Source organism: Gracilimonas amylolytica (genome assembly GCF_002911695.1).
In the GTDB taxonomy this organism is placed as follows: Bacteria; Bacteroidota; Rhodothermia; order Balneolales; family Balneolaceae; genus Gracilimonas; species Gracilimonas amylolytica.
Window position 1 is genome coordinate 40,606 of the sequence record NZ_PQBS01000008.1, and the last position, 19,297, is coordinate 59,902.

Annotated in this window: 18 protein-coding genes; 8 read left to right on the top strand and 10 right to left on the bottom strand. The window is 44.7% G+C overall.

Features of this window, described 5'->3' with window-relative positions:
• The first annotated feature begins 59 nt into the window (after positions 1-59).
• The 4 genes from C3B73_RS02045 (at position 60) to rlmN (ending at position 2,736) form a co-directional block, all read left to right on the top strand.
• Positions 60-689 carry an RNA polymerase sigma factor gene (locus C3B73_RS02045; protein WP_103663974.1) on the top strand — a complete coding sequence of 210 codons (630 nt, stop codon included), beginning with the start codon at positions 60-62 and terminating at the stop codon, positions 687-689.
• A gap of 2 nt (positions 690-691) precedes the next feature.
• A complete protein-coding gene (locus C3B73_RS02050) occupies positions 692-1,042 on the top strand; it encodes a hypothetical protein (protein WP_103663975.1) in 351 nt (116 codons plus the stop codon).
• A 7-nt stretch (positions 1,043-1,049) separates the two neighbouring features.
• On the top strand, positions 1,050-1,547 hold the full coding sequence (locus C3B73_RS02055) for a Spy/CpxP family protein refolding chaperone (protein WP_157939398.1): 498 nt from the start codon (positions 1,050-1,052) through the stop codon (positions 1,545-1,547).
• A 76-nt stretch (positions 1,548-1,623) separates the two neighbouring features.
• Positions 1,624-2,736 carry a 23S rRNA (adenine(2503)-C(2))-methyltransferase RlmN gene (rlmN, locus tag C3B73_RS02060; protein WP_103663977.1) on the top strand — a complete coding sequence of 371 codons (1,113 nt, stop codon included), beginning with the start codon at positions 1,624-1,626 and terminating at the stop codon, positions 2,734-2,736.
• A gap of 115 nt (positions 2,737-2,851) precedes the next feature.
• Here rlmN and lepB read toward each other — a convergent pair whose 3' ends face one another.
• From lepB to C3B73_RS02095, 7 genes are all read right to left on the bottom strand, one after another.
• Entirely contained in the window at positions 2,852-3,955 is a 1,104-nt protein-coding gene (lepB, locus tag C3B73_RS02065) for a signal peptidase I (RefSeq protein WP_103663978.1), read from the bottom strand.
• A gap of 8 nt (positions 3,956-3,963) precedes the next feature.
• A complete protein-coding gene (locus C3B73_RS02070) occupies positions 3,964-4,548 on the bottom strand; it encodes a hypothetical protein (RefSeq protein ID WP_103663979.1) in 585 nt (194 codons plus the stop codon).
• A 6-nt stretch (positions 4,549-4,554) separates the two neighbouring features.
• Positions 4,555-6,357, bottom strand: coding sequence for a translation elongation factor 4 (lepA, locus tag C3B73_RS02075; protein ID WP_103663980.1), 1,803 nt, complete (start codon positions 6,355-6,357; stop codon positions 4,555-4,557).
• A gap of 147 nt (positions 6,358-6,504) precedes the next feature.
• On the bottom strand, positions 6,505-6,843 hold the full coding sequence (gene hisE / locus C3B73_RS02080) for a phosphoribosyl-ATP diphosphatase (protein ID WP_103663981.1): 339 nt from the start codon (positions 6,841-6,843) through the stop codon (positions 6,505-6,507).
• 107 nt (positions 6,844-6,950) lie between these two features.
• Positions 6,951-8,150 (bottom strand): lipocalin-like domain-containing protein, encoded by a 1,200-nt coding sequence (locus C3B73_RS02085; protein WP_103663982.1) that lies wholly within the window; start codon positions 8,148-8,150, stop codon positions 6,951-6,953.
• A gap of 28 nt (positions 8,151-8,178) precedes the next feature.
• The gene (locus C3B73_RS02090) at positions 8,179-10,728 is read right to left on the bottom strand and encodes an FtsX-like permease family protein (RefSeq protein ID WP_103663983.1); all 2,550 of its coding nucleotides are present in this window, start codon (positions 10,726-10,728) and stop codon (positions 8,179-8,181) included.
• Positions 10,728-11,429 (bottom strand): ABC transporter ATP-binding protein, encoded by a 702-nt coding sequence (locus tag C3B73_RS02095; RefSeq protein ID WP_103663984.1) that lies wholly within the window; start codon positions 11,427-11,429, stop codon positions 10,728-10,730. The genes C3B73_RS02090 and C3B73_RS02095 overlap by 1 nt, the downstream gene beginning before the upstream one ends.
• Before the next feature lie 352 nt (positions 11,430-11,781).
• Between C3B73_RS02095 and hisA the strand changes: the two genes are divergently transcribed.
• Together hisA and hisF are read left to right on the top strand one after the other, a co-directional pair.
• The gene (hisA, locus tag C3B73_RS02100) at positions 11,782-12,498 is read left to right on the top strand and encodes a 1-(5-phosphoribosyl)-5-[(5-phosphoribosylamino)methylideneamino]imidazole-4-carboxamide isomerase (protein ID WP_103663985.1); all 717 of its coding nucleotides are present in this window, start codon (positions 11,782-11,784) and stop codon (positions 12,496-12,498) included.
• Between the two features lie 163 nt (positions 12,499-12,661).
• Positions 12,662-13,426, top strand: coding sequence for an imidazole glycerol phosphate synthase subunit HisF (gene hisF / locus C3B73_RS02105; protein ID WP_103663986.1), 765 nt, complete (start codon positions 12,662-12,664; stop codon positions 13,424-13,426).
• Between the two features lie 20 nt (positions 13,427-13,446).
• Here hisF and C3B73_RS02110 read toward each other — a convergent pair whose 3' ends face one another.
• The 3 genes from C3B73_RS02110 to C3B73_RS02120 all read right to left on the bottom strand — a co-directional run bounded on the left by C3B73_RS02110 (position 13,447) and on the right by C3B73_RS02120 (position 16,784).
• A complete protein-coding gene (locus tag C3B73_RS02110; RefSeq protein ID WP_103663987.1) occupies positions 13,447-14,112 on the bottom strand; it encodes a metal-dependent transcriptional regulator in 666 nt (221 codons plus the stop codon).
• Positions 14,113-14,175: 63 nt separating this feature from the next.
• The gene (locus C3B73_RS02115) at positions 14,176-15,945 is read right to left on the bottom strand and encodes a PP2C family protein-serine/threonine phosphatase (protein WP_157939399.1); all 1,770 of its coding nucleotides are present in this window, start codon (positions 15,943-15,945) and stop codon (positions 14,176-14,178) included.
• 5 nt (positions 15,946-15,950) lie between these two features.
• The gene (locus C3B73_RS02120) at positions 15,951-16,784 is read right to left on the bottom strand and encodes a hypothetical protein (protein ID WP_103663989.1); all 834 of its coding nucleotides are present in this window, start codon (positions 16,782-16,784) and stop codon (positions 15,951-15,953) included.
• Between the two features lie 84 nt (positions 16,785-16,868).
• Here C3B73_RS02120 and C3B73_RS02125 point away from each other — a divergent pair, with 84 nt between their 5' ends.
• Positions 16,869-17,633, top strand: a complete 765-nt coding sequence (locus tag C3B73_RS02125; protein WP_103663990.1) for an NRDE family protein — start codon at positions 16,869-16,871, stop codon at positions 17,631-17,633.
• Between the two features lie 114 nt (positions 17,634-17,747).
• Positions 17,748-19,229 (top strand): Na+/H+ antiporter NhaC, encoded by a 1,482-nt coding sequence (gene nhaC, locus C3B73_RS02130; RefSeq protein WP_103663991.1) that lies wholly within the window; start codon positions 17,748-17,750, stop codon positions 19,227-19,229.
• The last annotated feature ends 68 nt before the right edge of the window (positions 19,230-19,297 follow it).

Here is a 19,297-nt window from a genome sequence, read left to right on the forward strand (position 1 = left end):
TTTCCTGAAATGCAGGGTATAACTTCCCTGCATTTCATTAATACTTTTCGGTTCTTATAATGCCATTAACAAAAGTTCAAACAACTTATAAAGCCACCAAAAGGATCGAAGAATCGGCTCTTATAGAACAACTCAGTCAGGGAAGTGAATCGGCTTTCCGGGCATTGGTTAATGATCATAAAGATCGTGTTTATAACACGTGTATGGGTTTTCTGCGAAACCCACACGATGCAGAAGATGTTTCGCAGGAAGTATTTATTGAAGTCTTTGATTCGATCGGTGATTTCAGGGAAGATGCCTCTCTTTCCACATGGATCTATCGTATAGCCGTGACAAAATCACTTGAATTGATCCGGTATCGAAAACGAAAAAAGCGATCCGGTTTTTTTCAGGCATTGAATGCCATGTTCAGTGAGCCGGATGACAACATTGATGAGGCAGAGTTCATGCACCCCGGTGTTGAACTTGAAAACAAAGAGCGGGCAAGGATCCTGTTTGATGAAATTGACAAACTGACTGAAAAACAAAAAGTAGCCTTCACTCTTCAAAAAGTTGAAGGGTTAAGTTATCAGGAAGTGGCTGATGTAATGGAGATCAGCTTACCGGCCGTTGAATCATTGATTCACCGTGCCAAGGAAAACCTGAAGAAACAACTTCATTCCTACTATCAACAAAATGAAATAGACTGATCATGAAAAAACGAACGAACAAACATGAGGAAGTGGAGAAAACACTGCGGTCGCTGGATGAACTTGAACCGGCAAAAACCGATGCATTTTTCTACAGCCGTCTTACAGCCAGGTTAGAAAACAGGAATGAAGGCCGGTACGAACTGAATGGCAAAACTGAATTTGGTTTCAAAGTAGCCGTTGCCGCTGTTTTAGCCATGGTGTCCCTGAATCTGATATCGCTCATACAGTTCCAACCGGCTCAAACCGAAACGGCTGAAGTTGAAGCTACAACTGAAGACTGGGCTGAGGAATTTACAGCCAGCTATCAGGTCCTGGACCTGGATTATTATGAAAATCTTGAACAAGAATAACATGGATATGTCAAAAAAATATAAATGGGCTCTTTCAGGACTGATCATCATGACGGTTTTGAATGCCGTTATTCTGGTCTTCGTATGGATGGACCATAACGATGGGCGCGACTGGCACAAACATCGCAGCAATGACCGTGATAAGAACAGCTCCCAGCAATTTATGAAGAATGAACTTGGGTTATCTGATGAACAATCTGATAAGATCTCAGCCCTGAGGCGAGAACACTTTGGTGAGATCCGCTCTATTAAAAAAGAACTGGATGACACACGCCGCTCTTACCTGAATTATATTCTCATGAACGAGGATCACGAACCCCAAATGCGTGACTCTTTAGTTAACACACTTACCAAAGGTTATGCCGAGATCGAGGAATCCCTTTATGTGCACATGCAGGATATCCGCGAGGTCCTGAACGACGAGCAGGCTCAACGTTTTAAAGAATTTATGCAACGGCACGGGCAACAGGAAAATGACCGAAACAGGAAAAACAGACGTGACTGATCTGCATATCTTTTACTCTTTTCCATTTAGTTGATCAGTTCGAAGTTCGGGGGATTTATCCGTATCTTCAGGGTCTATGACTATTACTGACACGACCCAAAAAACCGACCTGAAAGCACTCACTAAAGACGAACTGAATCACTTTTGTTCAGAACTTGGTCTGCAAAGCTTTCGCTCCGATCAGATCTTCCAATGGCTTTACCAGAAAGGAGTCTCTGATTTTGAGGATATGACCAACCTCTCCAAAGATCTCAGAGAAAAACTGCGTGAGATCGCCACGATCAACCGGATCAAACCGGTTCAGCAGCAGGAATCGCAGGATGGAACCATAAAATTTCTGTTTCAACTCACAGATGAAGGAAAAGATTATAAGATCGAAGCCGTTCTGATACCGGATTTCTTTGCCGATGGAGCCGCTCGCCGTTTAACCGTTTGTGTATCCTCGCAGGTAGGTTGTGTCTTTGGATGTGCCTTTTGCGCTACCGGTAAAATGGGATTATTCCGAAACCTCACGCACGGTGAGATCGTGGATCAGGTTCAGTACATCAATGATCTGGCTGAAGAAAAATATGGCAAAAAGATCACTAACATTGTCTATATGGGGATGGGTGAACCGCTTCACAATTACAAGGCCATCGTCAATTCCGCTCATATCATCTCTGACCCACTGAGCATTGAATTATCTCCTAAACGGATTACGGTTTCAACGGTTGGGCTCACCAAACAGATCAAAAAGCTGGCGGATGATCAGGAAGAATTCAACCTGGCCATTTCTCTTCACGCCCCTACCGATGTAAAACGTGACGAGATCATGCCGATCAACAGCTCCATGAATCTGGAAAGCCTGGAAGAAGCCGTCCGATACTACTACAAAGCTACTGAGAAACCGATCACGTATGAATACCTGTTGTTTGATAATTTCAATGACACTCCTCAGGATGCCCGTGACCTGGCTAAGATCGTTAAGTGGGTACCCAGTAAGGTAAACATCATCATGTACAACAATGTGGCCGGTGTAGAGCTTAAACGGGCAAGAGAAGAACGGCTTGATAACTTTATGCGCGAGCTCATCAAAAATGATGTAAGAGCAACCGTTCGCCGAAGCCGGGGAGATGACATTGATGCCGGCTGTGGGCAGTTAGCCATTCGGGAAGGTGCCCCCAAGGGTAAGACCATGGCGAAGAAATAAGAAGAAAAGAAATCAGGACTCAGAATTCAGTTTTCCAAGCGGGTCGCTTGAAACAGAATTAGACGGGATGCTTAAAACTGGTGTAAACCGGATAAATCTTAAATCCTGACAATTCCTAATCGATCAGTGTGAATACTCTGTCAAATTGAGGCACCCAGTCTTTGATAGAGAACCAGACAATAGTGGCTTTCCCGATCAGGTGATCTTCAGGTACAAATCCCCAAAAGCGGGAATCCATACTGTTATCGCGGTTATCACCCATTCCGAAATAATAATTCTGCTGAATGGTATAGGTGTTGGTCTCTTCACCGTTGATGAAGACCTTATCCCCTTCTCTTCTTAGCTCGTTATTTTCGTAACGCTCGATAATATCTTTATAGACAAACCAGTTCTCATTGTTCAGTTCGATCTGTTGTCCTTCAAAGGGAACCACGATCTCTCTCATTTGATCCGGATTATTGAAGGCCCGGGAAAAATCGCCCTGACTCTGAGTATAATTTCGGTCAACGGCATTAGGATCCATCACATTCAGATACATCGTATCGATCTCTGCCCAGCTACGGACCTGCTCTGCCACCTGATCCGTCATATTCACAATGTAGGTACTGTTATTGTCGTAACCGACCAATTCACCCCCAACAGACTCCATTTTGGCACTGCTCAACCTGATGCGGTCGGCCATTTTAAGTACATAGTGTTTTTGCAGGCCTTCATGTTCTTTTTCCCTCTCTCCGTTGATGTATAACACCTTATCCTTTATAGACATGGTGTCTCCCGGAAGAGCCACAGCCCGTTTGATATAATTCGTTTTTTGTGATACCGGCTTAACTTCCCACGGTACATTGAAGACAAAAATGTCATTCCGTTCTACATCCCTCAATCCCGGAAGGCGGGTCCATGGCAATTTAACACCGGGTACACAGGCTCCCTGTACAAAAGGAATACAAAGCCCCATAGGTGTTCTTGGCCCGTAAGTTATATTGGATACGATAAGCAGGTCACCCGTCATCAGGGTTTTTTCCATTGATGGGGTCGGGATCTTGTAGGAACCAAATAAAAATGCCCTTAGGATCGCTGCAGCAACAAATGCAAACAGGATCGCATCCAGCCACTCCCTCAGCCAGGATTTAGCTTTCTTGTTTTCTTCCTCTACCTTCGCCTTCTTTTTTTGCCAGTATGAACTGTTATCCTGATCTTCAGGCGTCTTATCGTCTTTCAAATTCTAAGCTATTTTGTATTAATGTGTGAAGGTTTTTTGATCTCTTCCTTCTTGTATTCACCCGCCAGGTACGACACTTTATACCACTGACTTCTTTCCGGCGAATAAAAATAATCCACGTATTCTTTTGGTGACGCGTCTCTTAATTCTTTGGTCAAGGTACGCTTAACCTGTGGCATCAGATCCACATAGCGGCTTGCTCCAACATATACCAAACCATTGTCGAAGGGGCCCTCAAGATCCAGCACCATCATCGGAATGTAGCCATCTATGATGAACCAATATTCAAATTGAATGGATTTACCATCTCTGAGATATCCGTCCTTTTCAATGATATCTTCCACGGTTTGAGTGGGATCGCCGTAGGCACTCTGAAGTACCGCACGTATCTCGATGGCCGGCATTCTATCCAGCTCGTTAAAGTTAAATCCCTGCCCGGTCCATTTGATATCTGAGAACTGCTGCTGAAATTTAGCCCGGTCTTCATTGCTGACCTTCTTGATGACCGGTTCCTCAAACTGTGCCTGTGCGGCCGTTGAGATCATGACCATCATGATGAAAAAGAACAATACACGTTTCATTAAATTCTGCATAATTTTTTACCTGTCGTCTTCGTCCATGGATAAAACTGCGAGGAAGGCTTCCTGCGGAATTTCCACAGTTCCTACCTGCTTCATTCGTTTTTTACCTTCCTTTTGTTTCTCCAAAAGTTTTCGTTTTCGTGAGATATCACCACCATAACATTTTGCGGTAACATCTTTACGCATAGCACGAACGGTATCGCGGGCAATTACCCGGTTTCCGATCGCCGCCTGTACAGCTACTTCAAACTGTTGCTGAGGAATAAGTTCCTTTAATTTTGCACAAACTTTCCGACCAAGGTGGTAGGCCTTGTCTCGGTGCGTGATACTTGACAGTGCATCCACCTGATCTCCGTTCAACAATATATCCAAACGTACGAGATCGCCTTTTCGGTATTCAATAAATTCGTAATCCAGTGAGGCATATCCACGCGTTCCGGATTTAAGTCGGTCGTAGAAATCAAAGACCACTTCCGCCATTGGTAGTTCATACGTTATTTCAACGCGATTATTTTGCATGAATAACTGATTCACGTAAATACCACGGCGATCCTGACACAATTTCATCACAGGACCGATATAATCGGCCGGGGTGATGATACTCGCTTTGATATACGGTTCATAGATCGCTTCAATATCTCCAACCGCCGGCATCTGACTTGGGTTATCAACCTGAATGCGGTCTCCTTCCACCAGTTCCACCTCATATTGCACGTTAGGAACCGTGGTAATGATATCGATATCAAACTCACGGTCCAGGCGCTCCTGCACGATCTCCATATGCAACAGCCCCAGGAATCCGGCTCTGAATCCGAATCCAAGTGCTTTCGAGGTTTCCGGTTCGTATGTCAGAGAAGCATCATTCAGCTGCAATTTCTCAAGGGCAGCACGCAGGTCTTCAAAATCATCGGCATCCGTCGGAAATATTCCACTGAATACCATTGGCTTAGCTTCCTGATATCCCGGAATAGGTTCCTTGGCAGGATTATCAACTTTAGTAATGGTATCACCGACACGCACATCCTGTAAGGATTTCACACTGCCGATCACATACCCAACCTCTCCGGCCCGAAGTTCTTTGGTTGGCTCTTGTTTCATTTTCAGATAGCCGATCTCTTCCGCGTAGTACTCTTCAAGATTCGACATAAATTTGAAAAGATCGCCTTTTCTGAGAACGCCTTCCATCACCCGTACATAAGCTATAGAACCGCGGTAGGTGTTGAAGATCGAGTCAAAGATCAAAGCACGCAATGGCTTATCTTCCTCTCTTTTGGGTCCCGGAACCTTATCCACAATTTCTTCGAGTAGCTCATCCACACCCTCTCCGGTTTTACCGGACACATGCAGAATATCCTCATAGTCACACCCGATCAGATCCACGATCTGCTGACCAATATTCTCAGGATCGGCTCCCGGAAGGTCGATCTTATTCAAAACAGGAATGATCTCCAGGTTTTGCTCGATGGCCTGATAGAGGTTAGAAATGGTCTGTGCCTCAATACCCTGAGCCGCATCTACCACCAAAATAGCTCCTTCACAGGCTTTCAGAGCACGGGAAACTTCGTAGGCAAAATCCACGTGACCGGGGGTATCGATCAAATTGAAAATGTAATTCTCACCATTTGGCCGTTTATAATCCATGCGAATGGCGTGACTCTTGATGGTAATACCACGTTCACGCTCCAGGTCCATATCATCCAGCATTTGCTCTTTCATGTCCCGTTCGCTAATAGCGCCGGTCTTCTGTAAAAGGCGGTCTGCCAGAGTGGATTTCCCATGGTCAATATGGGCAATGATGCAAAAATTTCGAATGTTATTCATGAATTGAATAGGATAAGAGTGCGTCTCACTTTAATCAATAAAGATACAAATAAGGCGGGAGCTGTTAAAATGCGGTTAACGGTTATTTGAGAAAATGTTTAACCGTTTCAAAACCCTTGCAAACCTAACATGCCCGCTCACAATTATTTACTCACCGATATGCTTGTGAGTCCCCTTACTGTGGCGTTTTCGAAGCTTTTTAATGACCTTATGGAGCGGAATTTCTTTCTCAGCCAACAGAAGCATCAGGTGAAAAATCAGGTCGGCTGACTCGTTGATCGTCTCTTTGTCCTTCTTATTCTTTGATGCGATCACCGTTTCTACCGCTTCCTCACCTACTTTTTGGGCGATCTTATCAATGCCTTTTTTGAACATAGAAGTAGTGTAAGAGCCATCCGGCATCTCTTTTTTGCGGTCGTAAATAAGCTCTTCCAGCTCAATTAAAAATTCAAAGTCTTTTTGTGTGATCGTTTTAATATCAGCCATGTCTATTTGTTTTGTGCAATTTTTTGCGGTTGTGAAGTTCTCCATTTTAAGCCTCCTATACAACGAATTTCCTAAAATTTAACACGGCTTTTTAAAACACGTGGGATCTACCTTACTTCATTATTCTCGTTTTCCCCATATCCGGTCATTTCAACAAAACCATTTCCTGTAATTTCTTCCCCATTCATAACCCCTCTCAGCCTAAGCACCCCTTCAAAATATCGAACCGAAACATCCATTTCCTGATCGGGAAAGGCTGTTTCTACCTGTAGATCTATATTCTTTCCGGGAATGCTCAGGTTCCAGGTAGATGGATAATTTGCTCCGCTGTGAGGACTTTTCCAGGTATCCAACACCTCAAGAGTTACCTCTCCCGTATCAAAATTCACTTTATTGCCATCCGGATCTATGACAGAACCATTGGTAAATTCACTGACTGATCCATCAGAATTTCTGAGCTGATAGTACATGATCTCATAGTTATTGGATAGCTGAATGGAAAACCAATCCCACCCTTCCTGATCTTCATCAAGGGCAGACGTACTCCATTCATGATCCATCCAGCTATCACCGGAAACACGATATTCCTGTCCGTCTTTAGTGATCACCCCGTTCGTCTGCATTCTTGTGAATGCCAGGTAGTAGGAAGCATTTCCTTTTTCAGATCCTTTTGGGTCGTATCCTTCCTCCCCCTGAAGTACCAAAGGCTTAGAGGGAGTAATATCGAAATTAATGGAAGTCCCATCTTCCATTTCAGCTTGTATATTCACCGTAAAATTCTTGCCATCGCCACTTTCAGTTTCGATCCGTATGATCTCCCAATCTTCAAGCCAGATTCGATGAGGGTCTGCCTGAGAACCGGCCAACCCGGCCGCTCCACGACTGTATCTTTCCTCAAACACATGGTCTTCTGCTTCAACATCAGACACCGCAAAATGCCCAAGGTATAAATGATTGGTATTCCAATTTTCATTAAATGCGTTATCCTGAGCACCTGAATCGGGCGGTGACATCTGACTTCTGAATATTGTGAATTGATATCCAAATTGCCGGCCATCTTTCGTGAACACATTTCCGGTGTAGTACCACCATTCTGTTCTGAAACCCGGATGCGGACCATGATCGTCCGGAAATACAAACTCCCTGGGTCCTGTGGCTCTCAGATAACCCTCTTCATCTCCGCCCCCCATCGCTTCTGCAACAGAGATCGATGCCCGGATCTCCTCTTCTTTTGATATCTCCCAAATACCATATCCGATCAGCGCCACGGTAAGGATGATCACGATAAACCAAATACTTTTCTTCATTATTAAAAAGATTTCTTAAACATATTTATCATTCATTTCTGAGTGCATCAGCGGGATTTGCCTCGGCCATTTTTTTGGAAGGATAGACACCTGCCAAAAGCGCGGCAATAAATGCGAGTCCAACAGCTTGAAGCAGTACATCCGGAGTGATCATAAATTGCAGAGTCCAACCAAATGACCTCAGGTTGATCACATAAACGAGGATATAGGCCATCAGGATCCCAAGGGGTACTGAAAGAATTCCTGCCATGAGGCCCATCACACCGGTTTGACTGATCACATAATTCCAAAGTTGTCCCGGGGTCATACCATTTGCTCTGAGTACTGCCAGCTCTCTGGATCGTTCTAACTGCAAGGCCATGAGGGCACTTAACACTCCCATGAAAGCCACGATGATGGCAAGTAGCCGAAGGACCACTGTCACGGTAAAGGTTCTGTCAAAGATCTCAATGGAAGCTTCCCGTAACCCCCGGTTTGACCTGATGAAAACCTCCTGCATACCGTCTGCCCTGACTCTTAGCCGATTTACCAGTTCATTTACATCAACATCCTCTTCAGCATACAAAGCGAGACCTGAGATCGCATCATCATTGAAATAACGGTTATAGATCTTTCGGTTCATAGTAACGGTCCCAATGTCAGAAGCGTAGTCAAAGTTTATGGCTTTGATGGTGAAAGGAACTTTACCCGCATCTGTCTGTATGATCAGCGTATCATTCAATCCGATATTCTTACGATAGGCATAAACTTCTGAGATCATAACAATTGGTTCGGTATCGTAAACCTCCCAAAAGGCATTCTCCCCCACTTTCAACTGATACGCTTCTTCTGCGGCATCGCCATGATCAATAGCTACCAGATTATCCGTACCAAAGTTTGTTCTGATTTGTACGCTTCTCACAGACCCGGCCTGCTCAACCCCTTTTGTGGCCTTCAATACCTCAATCAGATCAGGTGCAAGCTCTGAATCTGCCGTTCTGGCTACAGAACTTGGGGGCTGAATATAAACATCAGCCTGAAGCTGAGATCCTAACCAGGATACGACCGTGGTCCTGAAACTGTCTACCATTACACCTACACCGACTGTTGCCGCTACGGCCACCACCAGGGCGGCTATTGCCACTGAGGTTCTGCTCAATTCAGTGACCACTCCCCGTACGGCCATTTTACCGATCATTCCGTTTACTTTACCAAATATCGGCCTGAACAGCTTGGCCATTCCAACGATCAAAGCCGGCACGATCAGTGAAAAACCCACGATCATAAAAAGTAATGAGGAATACCCGGCCGCAATTCCGCCATTTGGCACCAACAATATCAGCCCACCAATGCTGCCAACCAATATACCTGCGCCTGCCAATGGAAATATTCGGCTCAGGATCTTTGATTCATTCGAAGATCGTTTCAGAACTGTAGTAACTTCGGCTTTTGAAGCTTCCCTTGCCGGCCAGTAGGCAGCTATCAGGGTCGCCCCAAGTCCAAGTAACAATCCTTTTGTTATTGAATAAGGATCGATCGACAATTGTTGAACCGAGAGGACAAAGTAGAGATCATTGATGGATTGGGTAACCAGTTGAACCAACACCTGTGCCAGAAAAATACCGGCAATAATTCCCAATAAGGTTCCCAAAAACCCAATGAAGAGGGCTTCCTTTAAAATGGTAAATAGGATCTCGTTGCGGGATACTCCGAGAGCTCTCATCCGACCGATCAACGGTCGCCTCTGTACCACAGAAAAGGTCATGGTATTGTAGATCAAAAACATGCCAACCAGCAACGCCAGCATACTGAGTGCCTGCAGGTTGAACTCAAAAGCCCGTGTCATTTGTGCCACTGTTTCGGTACGGGATTCCGAGCGCACGATCGCGGCCCCTTCTGGTAAAACGGATTCAATGCGTTGTTTTATGGTTCCTTCCTGATTTTCATCTATGATCAGGTCAATGCGGGAAAGCTGCCCTTGCATCCCAAAAAGCCGTTGTGCAGTATTGATATCTATGAGGAGAATACTCTCCAGTGCTTGCCTGCTGCGCTCATTTTCTACTTCGATCAGTCCGATTAGCTGGATGTCGTGATATACCCCGGCAACTTCTGTTACCAATGTATCTCCGACCTCTACTTCCATTTCCTGAGCCGTATTTTGAGATATCAACCCTGTGTTTCTACCACCTATGAACTTGGAGAGATCTATTCCAGCTTCCTGACTTGCAAAATCTCTAAACGGAGCTTCAGCGATCGGATCCACTCCCAACACCTGAACGGTTCGGTTCAAACCCTGAATCCTTCCATAACCTTCTATAACAGGAGCCGAGCTCCTGATTCCGGCTTCGATCCTAACCGAACGGTAAACTGATTCATCCAGATCCTCTGAGACTCCCTGAATTTGATGGGTTGCCTTACCTGTTACCGCTTCAGTAGATAACTCAAAAGCTTTCTCTGCGCTTGAATTGGACAAATCTATGGACACAACCACGGCAACTCCCAAAGCCACCCCAAGAATAGACAGACCAAAATGCCAGGGATGTCTCAGCAAAAACCTCAGGCTTGATAACCAGATCAGATCTTTGTTTTCTGAACTCATCAGGCTCCTTCAAATTCAGTTACATCATGAAGTTGACCGCTCTGAAGTTCAACCACACGATCTGCGATCGAACATATATCACGGTCATGAGTGGCCAGGATGATCGTTCTGCCGTTTTCTCTGACAAGCTTATTAAGGATATCCAGTATCTTTTTTCCCGTTTCATAATCAAGGTTACCGGTGGGTTCATCTGCCAGTATCAGCATAGGTTCATGAGCCAGGGCTCTCGCTATGGCTACCCTCTGCTGTTCTCCTCCTGATAACCGATCAGGGTAACTGTCACCGCGGTCACCCAGGCCTACTTCATTAAGAAATGACCCGGCTCTTTGCAGTAAATTCTCATCTTCAATTCCTTTCAATTTAAGGGGTAGTAATACATTCTCCTCTGCTGTCAGAGTTGAGATGAGATTGAAGGACTGAAATACAAATCCGATGTTCTTTCTCCTGAAAAGTGTGCGCTCCTTTTCACTTAACTTAGCCAGATCTGTATCACCAATATTGATCTGACCGGAATCGGGCTGATCAATACCACTGATCAAATTAAGTAGGGTACTTTTTCCGGAACCGGATCTTCCCAAGAGGACGATCATCTCACCTTCATTAATCGTCAATTCCATATCATTCAGTACCGTCCTGACATTCCCTCCTTCCTGATAACTCTTATTCACCCTTAGCAGGGATATATGTGATTCGTTTTTCATGCAAATAGTTGATTTGGTTGCTCCGACCAAACACCCGACTCACATGAATTGTTCCTTTTATCAGGACTATGAAATGAATCTAATCTGTCCCAGCCAAAACCCACTAGCGCAAGCGTCTCGCTTGTGCGTGGTTAATTTGGGTTGATTTGTAATCCACTGGTCCAAGCGGGACGCTTGAATCAGGTGTGTAAAGAAGTTAAACTAGTTGTGGATAGGTATCGGAATCAAAAATAGAAAGACAGCATAACCTGTTTATTTTATCAGGACATAATGCAACCCCAATTACCCAATGTTTTTCGGGTAACTCTAAATACATACCCATAACTTTAGGGTAAACTAAATTATCGTATTTATGCAAACCATTCCTGCCATCGATCTTTTGAACGGTGAGGCTGTCAGGCTTCACAAAGGTTCGTACGAAGAAGTTACCGTTTATGACAAATCCCCTTTGAATCAGGCCAGAAAATTCAGTGAAGCCGGGTTTGATCATATTCATGTGGTTGACCTTAATGGTGCCAAGGAAGGTACATTTGTAAATCTTCCGCACATCAAAGAGATCATTTCAGAACTTGGAATCTCGGTACAGACCGGAGGTGGTATACGTTCTTTTTCAGATGTTGAGATGCTGCTTGAAGCCGGACTTTCAAAAGTGATTTGCAGCTCGATGGCCATAAAAAATGAAGAGGACTGGCTAAGGTCTCTTGAAAAGTACCCTGAGAATATGATCCTGGGTATGGACTTAAAGAATGGTAAAATAGCCTACTCCGGCTGGCTTGAAACGGCTGAAGAATCAGTGGAATCATTTTTGAGCCGGATGATCGAACATGGCCTACAGGAGGTCCTTTGCACCGATATATCCAAAGACGGCACCCTATCGGGCCCAAATTTTGACCTTTATCAGGATCTTCATAAAAACTTTCCGGATATCAGATTGATCGCCTCGGGTGGGGTATCATCCCTGGCAGATCTAACCAAACTCAATGATGCCAATATTGATGCCGTAGTGGTTGGCAAAGCCTATTATGAAGGGCGAATTTCGTTGGATGAAATGGCCGCCTTCAACAGTTAAACAAAGGCTTGCATCAGGCCATCCCTTGAAAGATCCTTTAGTATTTAATGATCTATTTAATTACATCTTTCAATAAAAAGGACAGAAGATATTTTTCTATATTAATGCCCGTAAATATCCTCTCAGGTATTTGTGATCGGTTTTTTAGAATACCAATAAGTTTATGTTAACAAGAAGAATTATCCCCTGCCTTGATATCAAGAACGGGCGAACAGTTAAGGGTGTCAATTTTGAAGGTCTGCGTGATGCCGGTGATCCGGTGGAACTCGCCAAACGTTATAGTGAGGAAGGTGCAGATGAACTGGTATTTCTGGACATAACCGCTACTCTCGAAAAACGAAAAACACTTAAAGATCTGGTGGTTAAAATTGCCCGAGAGATCAATATTCCGTTTACCGTTGGCGGAGGGATCAAAACGATCGATGAGATCGAAGAGCTTCTCAAGTCGGGTGCCGATAAAGTCTCCCTGAACAGCAGCATCGTCAAGAATCCGGATCTCATTAACGAAGGTTCCCGAAATTTTGGAGCCCAAGCCATCGTAGCCGCCGTTGATGCCAAAAAAACCGGAAACAGCTGGCATGTTTTTATCAAAGGTGGAACAGAGGATACCGGTATGGATGCTCTTGAATGGATGCAGGAGGTTGAACGACGCGGTGCCGGTGAGATCCTGCTGACCAGTATGGACCGGGATGGAACCAAAGCCGGCTTCGATCTGGATCTGCTGGAAAAAGTAAATAAGCTGGTACGCATCCCTGTTATTGCCAGCGGAGGTGCAGGAAATATCCAACATTGTGTGGATGCCGTTCTGAAAGCTGATGCCGATGCCGTGTTGGCTGCCAGTATCTTCCACTTCAGGGAAGTAGAGATCAAAGACCTCAAAAATGAAATGCTGAAAAACGGGATCGAAGTCAGGCCATACCTAAATTAAATTAACGATCTGTAACCGCTTTACTGATCCACATCCAGCAGGTACACATCGCTCGCCACGGCATGCCCAACAACCTGCTCACTTTCACCTTCCAGCCTGATCTTGACCGGACCATTGAAAGGGGCTTTTTCAAGGATCTCAACCCTGACCCCGGGTATGATCCCGATCTGCTCGAGATATCTCAACTTTTCCGGATCCTGATCTTTCACTCTCCCCACTACATAACTAACGTTGACTTCTGCTTTTGTGATCGATAGCCTCGCCATTTCGGGAACTACACCATCTTTTGTGGGAATGGGATCACCGTGTGGATCATGAGTGGGGTGATTCAATAGTTCAGCAATACGATCCTCAAATTGTTCAGAGATATGGTGCTCCAGGTTCTCCGCTTCATCATGTACCTCATCCCATGAATATCCCATCACATCTTTTAAGTACAATTCCAGTAACCGATGATGCCTGAGTACTTCCAGGGCGATCATTTTTCCGGCATTGGTAAGCGTAGCTCCTTTATATGACTGATACTTTAAAAGGTTCATCTTAGCCAGCTTTTTAAACATATTAGTGACTGATGCTGAGGAAACATCCAGAGCATTGGCAATGTTTGTAGTGGTTGCCGTCTCTCCTTCTGTCTGTAATATGTAAATTGCTTTGAGGTAGTCCTCTACAGACTGACTAAGTGCCATGAGTAAAACTGATTATGAAATTGTGGTGCGGATGATCACAGCCCAATGATACGGAAAATTCCCTTACTGATTGGCAGAAGCATCCGCTTTTATGATCACAAGCGTCATATCATCGTGTTGCTTGGCAAGACCTTTAAATTCGTTCACATCACTTACAATTCGCTTCATGATCTCTTCTGATGAACCGTCACGAATATTCCTGACCAATTCCTGTAAACGATCTTCTCCATAAAATCGCACTCCGGCATCCAGCATTTCACTGATCCCATCGGTGTATAGAATCAAGACATCACCTTCTTTCAGTTTCAGCTCAGCCTCTTCTATATTCTCGATGAAATTATCTCCTTTAGTGACACCAATACCCAACCCCTTGGGTTTGATCCACTCTGATGTGCCGTTTTTTCTAACCAATAACATCGGATTATGGCCCGCCCTTGCAAAGGTGAAGGTTCTTTTTTTTGCCTCAAGAATACCATAGATCATAGAAATAAAGGTTCCTCTTGTGGCATTTTCATTGAATAGTCTATTCAACTGATTTAACAACTCCACCGGAGAAAGGATGAGTGCACTCAGGCTATGTAGTACTCCTTTCGTGAAGGTCATGTAAAAAGCTGCACGGATTCCCTTCCCACTTACATCCCCTATAGCCAGCGCAACACGCTGCTCTCCCAGTGAGATCATATCGTAATAATCACCCCCGGTTTCCTGAGCAGGGATACATATTCCAGCCATATCGATACCGGGAAGACTTTGAATCTTAGATGGTAAAAATGTGTGCTGAACCGCACGGGCAATTGAGAGTTCCTGCTTTACCCTCTGTTCCTTGGCCTGATCTTCTATGTACGTTGGCACATACTCAGGCAATTCCTTTCGTTCGCTTCCTTTAAGGATAAAGTAAATACCAAGCATTGCGGCAAATACCAGCACCACTAAAAACAGGTAAAAGGTATTGGCATCCGGAGAACTGCTTAAAACCCACCCTTTTAATGTTGAAAGGAAATTCAGGTAAACAAAGAATCCCAGGATCACGGTCAGAAAATCATGGCGCAGATAGAAATACCCCAACAATAAACCAACCACACTTCTCATGAGGCGATTCAAAAGATCCGGTTCAATATTAAATGGCAGAACATCCATCAACCCAAATAAGACTGCACTGAGTACCGGTATGATGTAGTCCTTGTTGATCAATCCCTTGATCTGATTCCCAATGATCAGATAGATCGCCACAATAACCAGTAACACGGTGATAACCGTAACCAATAAATTTGCTACCGAAGGAAGAATAAATTGATCGGAAAGCAGACCGTTTCCTGCTGATATATATGCATCGGGAATGAAATTCAAGAATAGGCCGGTGATACCCGCTAACAGACCGCCAATACCGATCCCGTTAACGATTGCCCAGCCTACCGGCTTATTGATAAACAAACCATTCCTGATGAGGTCCCAACTCTTCAATTTCTCGGGCCAGTATTGTCGGGTTACCGAATCGCTTACGGCCGTCAACACAAAAAATGCAACCGCACTGATGGCCCCCATCACTCCAATAAAAAGCATTCCATTTAAAACCTGACTCAAATCAAGTACCTGTAGTATGAAATCAAATGAGTTCAGAAACTGAAGAACCCAGAAACCCGGTATGGCAAATCCTGCCAATACTGCCACCACCATGGCCGGGCGCGTATCGACAGCACGAGCCTTAATGCGCAGGTAGAAAATGAAAAATAGCCAGATCACAAAAATAAAGATCACAAGCATGGCCAAAGAATCAAATACAGCTGACAGCCCCGAACTGCCTGATCCCACTTGTGGCATTAAAGTGTAGTTCATCCCCATCAAAGCTCCGCCGGCAACAGGTCGAGAGTCAGGGAAACAGAAGCCTCAGATCGCGGATCATCTAAACTGAAAAACGCTTTAGCGTATCTGATATTAGCTTCATCTACAAAGCGGACGGAATCCTGAGTAAGTTCAAAATGATCCCAGACCGACCGCTTCAGATAGAAATCTGCGTGCCTCCATACCAGTTTTTCTGTAAAAAACTCTGCTTCAGGACTATCACTGAATATTCTAAACTGTTCAGGTAAAACACTGTTTTGGTTTCTGTACTGTACGGAACCGTTCAGATGTTGAACATTGAGCAGGTCAGTGATCAGTGAATCTTCCAGAATACGTGAATAATTTGGGATCTCCTCCTGATAAACATGCTGAATGGCCGTTCTGTTAAATGGCCTCTGTTCAAGGATCAGATACTCATTGGAGTTAAAGGCAGCTACCCGACCTTGTGTGTCTAACCTCAGATCGAGGGTGATCTCCTCTTCCACTTCTTCGTTATATACTTCATTTACCCGCCAAGTAAAGATAGGCAAGTGCTCAAAAAACTCAGATTCCTCTAAAAACTCATCCAGTTTCTTTTTTCCTGTTTTCTTCTGAAGAGAATCCATGAAACCTGATTCTGCCTGAAAGTTAGCCACAGGATAAAAGGACTGCGTTTGATACTGCCAGTTTTTTAACACCGAATCAGCTTTGGCGAGAATTTCCTTGGGCGGTACATCAACTTGTGTCACTCGGAAGGGATGCACGCCCGACATAGTGAAGAAGTAACAGATCATACCGGCTATGCCGATGATCACGATCAACAGATCCCTAAAGTCTTTTTTGCCCTTTTGCATGTACTACTCTACGAAAAAATTAAAATAGGTTTCAGAATATGCTTAGATTCATCAAAAATTACGAAGTTAATCTTATCCTTTTATATGTGCCTGATCACATTTGCCTACAAAGCCCACCCAAAATATGAGCTGATCCTGGCAGGTAACAGGGATGAATTTTATGGACGCCCAACCCGCCCTGCTCAATTCTGGACACAAGAAGGTCACCCGGACATACTGGCCGGAAAAGATCTTGAAGCCGGTGGTACCTGGCTGGGTATTCACAAAGATGGACGCTGGGGAGCACTTACCAACTACCGTGACCCGGCTAATGTCAGGGAAGATCCACCTTCAAGAGGCGAGCTGGTCATGAATTATCTGACCTCAAATCAACCGGCCATTGAGTATCTACAGGATCTTTCTGAGACGGCTCAGGATTACAACGGTTTTAATCTGCTGCTTTGGGATAGTGGACACTTTTATCATTTTTCAAACCAAAGTAAACGGATGACCGTCGTTGAACCGGGGGTACACGGGCTAAGCAATGCCTTGTTAGATACCCCGTGGCCAAAACTGAACGCTGCCAATAAGCAAATGAAGGAGATCATAGACTCAGACCGGATCAACAAAGAGAAGCTTTTTGATCTGTTGCAGGATCAAACCAAAGCTGATGAGGAAAACCTGCCTGTCACAGGTATTCCCCGTGATCTCGAAAAAGCTATTTCTTCCATTTTTATCAAAACCGAGAATTACGGAACCCGCTGTTCCACGGTTTTGCTCATTGACAAGGAAGGTAAGGTTGAATTTTCGGAGCGTACATTTTCACCCGGAAGTACAGATATAAAGCACGAAAACCATTTCTCTTTTTAGGCGGTTCGTAAAAAGTTTTGGCTCCGCTTAACTTTTACTGAATAATTCATTAAATAGGCGACCTGCTAACATCAGCTGAATTTTCACGTTGTAAATTCGATCAAATCAAACTAAATGACCTACAAATACTCTAAACCAACCCTGTTTCAGGCTTTTGTCCCTATCATTTTCCTGATCATTGCACTTTTTATAAATGTGCGCATATTCGGGGATGCTTCGCTGGATGGTTCCAATCAGATCATTTTAATGCTCTCAGCGGCTGTTGCAAGTTTAGTCGCATTCAGGTTAGGCTTTAACTGGCGGGAAATCCGATCAGGCATTGTGAAGAGTATCAGTTCCGCTATGTCATCCATCATCATTCTGCTTCTTATCGGCTCACTGGCCGGTACATGGCTGCTCAGTGGTATTGTTCCGGCCATGATCTACTACGGGTTGATGATCCTTAATCCCACTATCTTTTTATTTGCAGCCTGTGTGGTTTGCGCGATCGTAGCTGTGGCTACCGGTTCCTCATGGACAACCGCTGCCACAGTAGGTATTGCCCTGGTAGGTATTGGAACCGCACTTGGACTTAACCCAGGCATGGTTGCCGGTGCCATTATTTCTGGCTCTTATTTTGGCGATAAGATGTCGCCACTGTCTGATACCACAAACCTGGCCCCCGCCATGGTGGGAACCGACCTGTTCACCCATATTCGCTACATGGCTTATACAACGGTTCCGTCTATTAGTATTTCATTAGTGTTGTTTTTGATCCTTGGCTTTATGTACGGCGGTGATGCACAGGTTATGGATACTGACAAGATCCTTGCAGCCATTGATGGCGCATTTAATATTAATGGCTGGCTATTTATTGTGCCTGTCATTGTCGTTTTCCTGATCATCAAAAAGATCCCGGCCATTCCTTCCATTCTTTCGGGTGCTCTTTTAGGTGGATTATTTGCCCTGATCTTTCAGCCTGATGTGGTTCATGTTGTATCAGGTTATGAGCAGCATTCCTGGGAGTCCAGTTATGTTGGGGTGATGATGGCCATGTATGGCGACATCAGCATTGTGACCGGTAACGCTATCGTGGATGACCTGCTAAGCTCAAGTGGCATGTATGGCATGCTTGGCACCGTCTGGCTGATCATATCTGCCATGATATTTGGCGGAGTTATGGAAGCAAGCGGCATGCTGAAGCGTATCGCTGAAGCTGTGATCACTCTGGTTAACTCAACCGGTTCATTGATCGCCTCAACCGTAGGTACTTGCGTGTTCTTTAACGTGACAGCCTCCGATCAGTACCTGGCCATTGTGGTGCCCGGGCGAATGTACACCGACACTTATAAAGAAAAAGGACTGGCACCTGAGAACCTGAGCCGAACCCTTGAAGATTCCGGTACCGTGACATCCGTTCTGGTTCCGTGGAACACCTGTGGGGCTTATCACGCTAATGTACTGGGGGTTTCAACCTTTGCCTACTTCCCTTTCGCCTTCTTTAACTTGATCAGTCCATTCATGACGATCTTTTATGCCTATGCCGGCATCAAGATCAGGTCACTGGCTGAGGCCAAAGGCAAAGAATCCACTGAGGATGATTTTGATAATCCCTGATCAGGTCTGTTCACATAAAGATTTTTCAAATAAAAAAGGCGAGTCATATGACTCGCCTTTTTACTTCT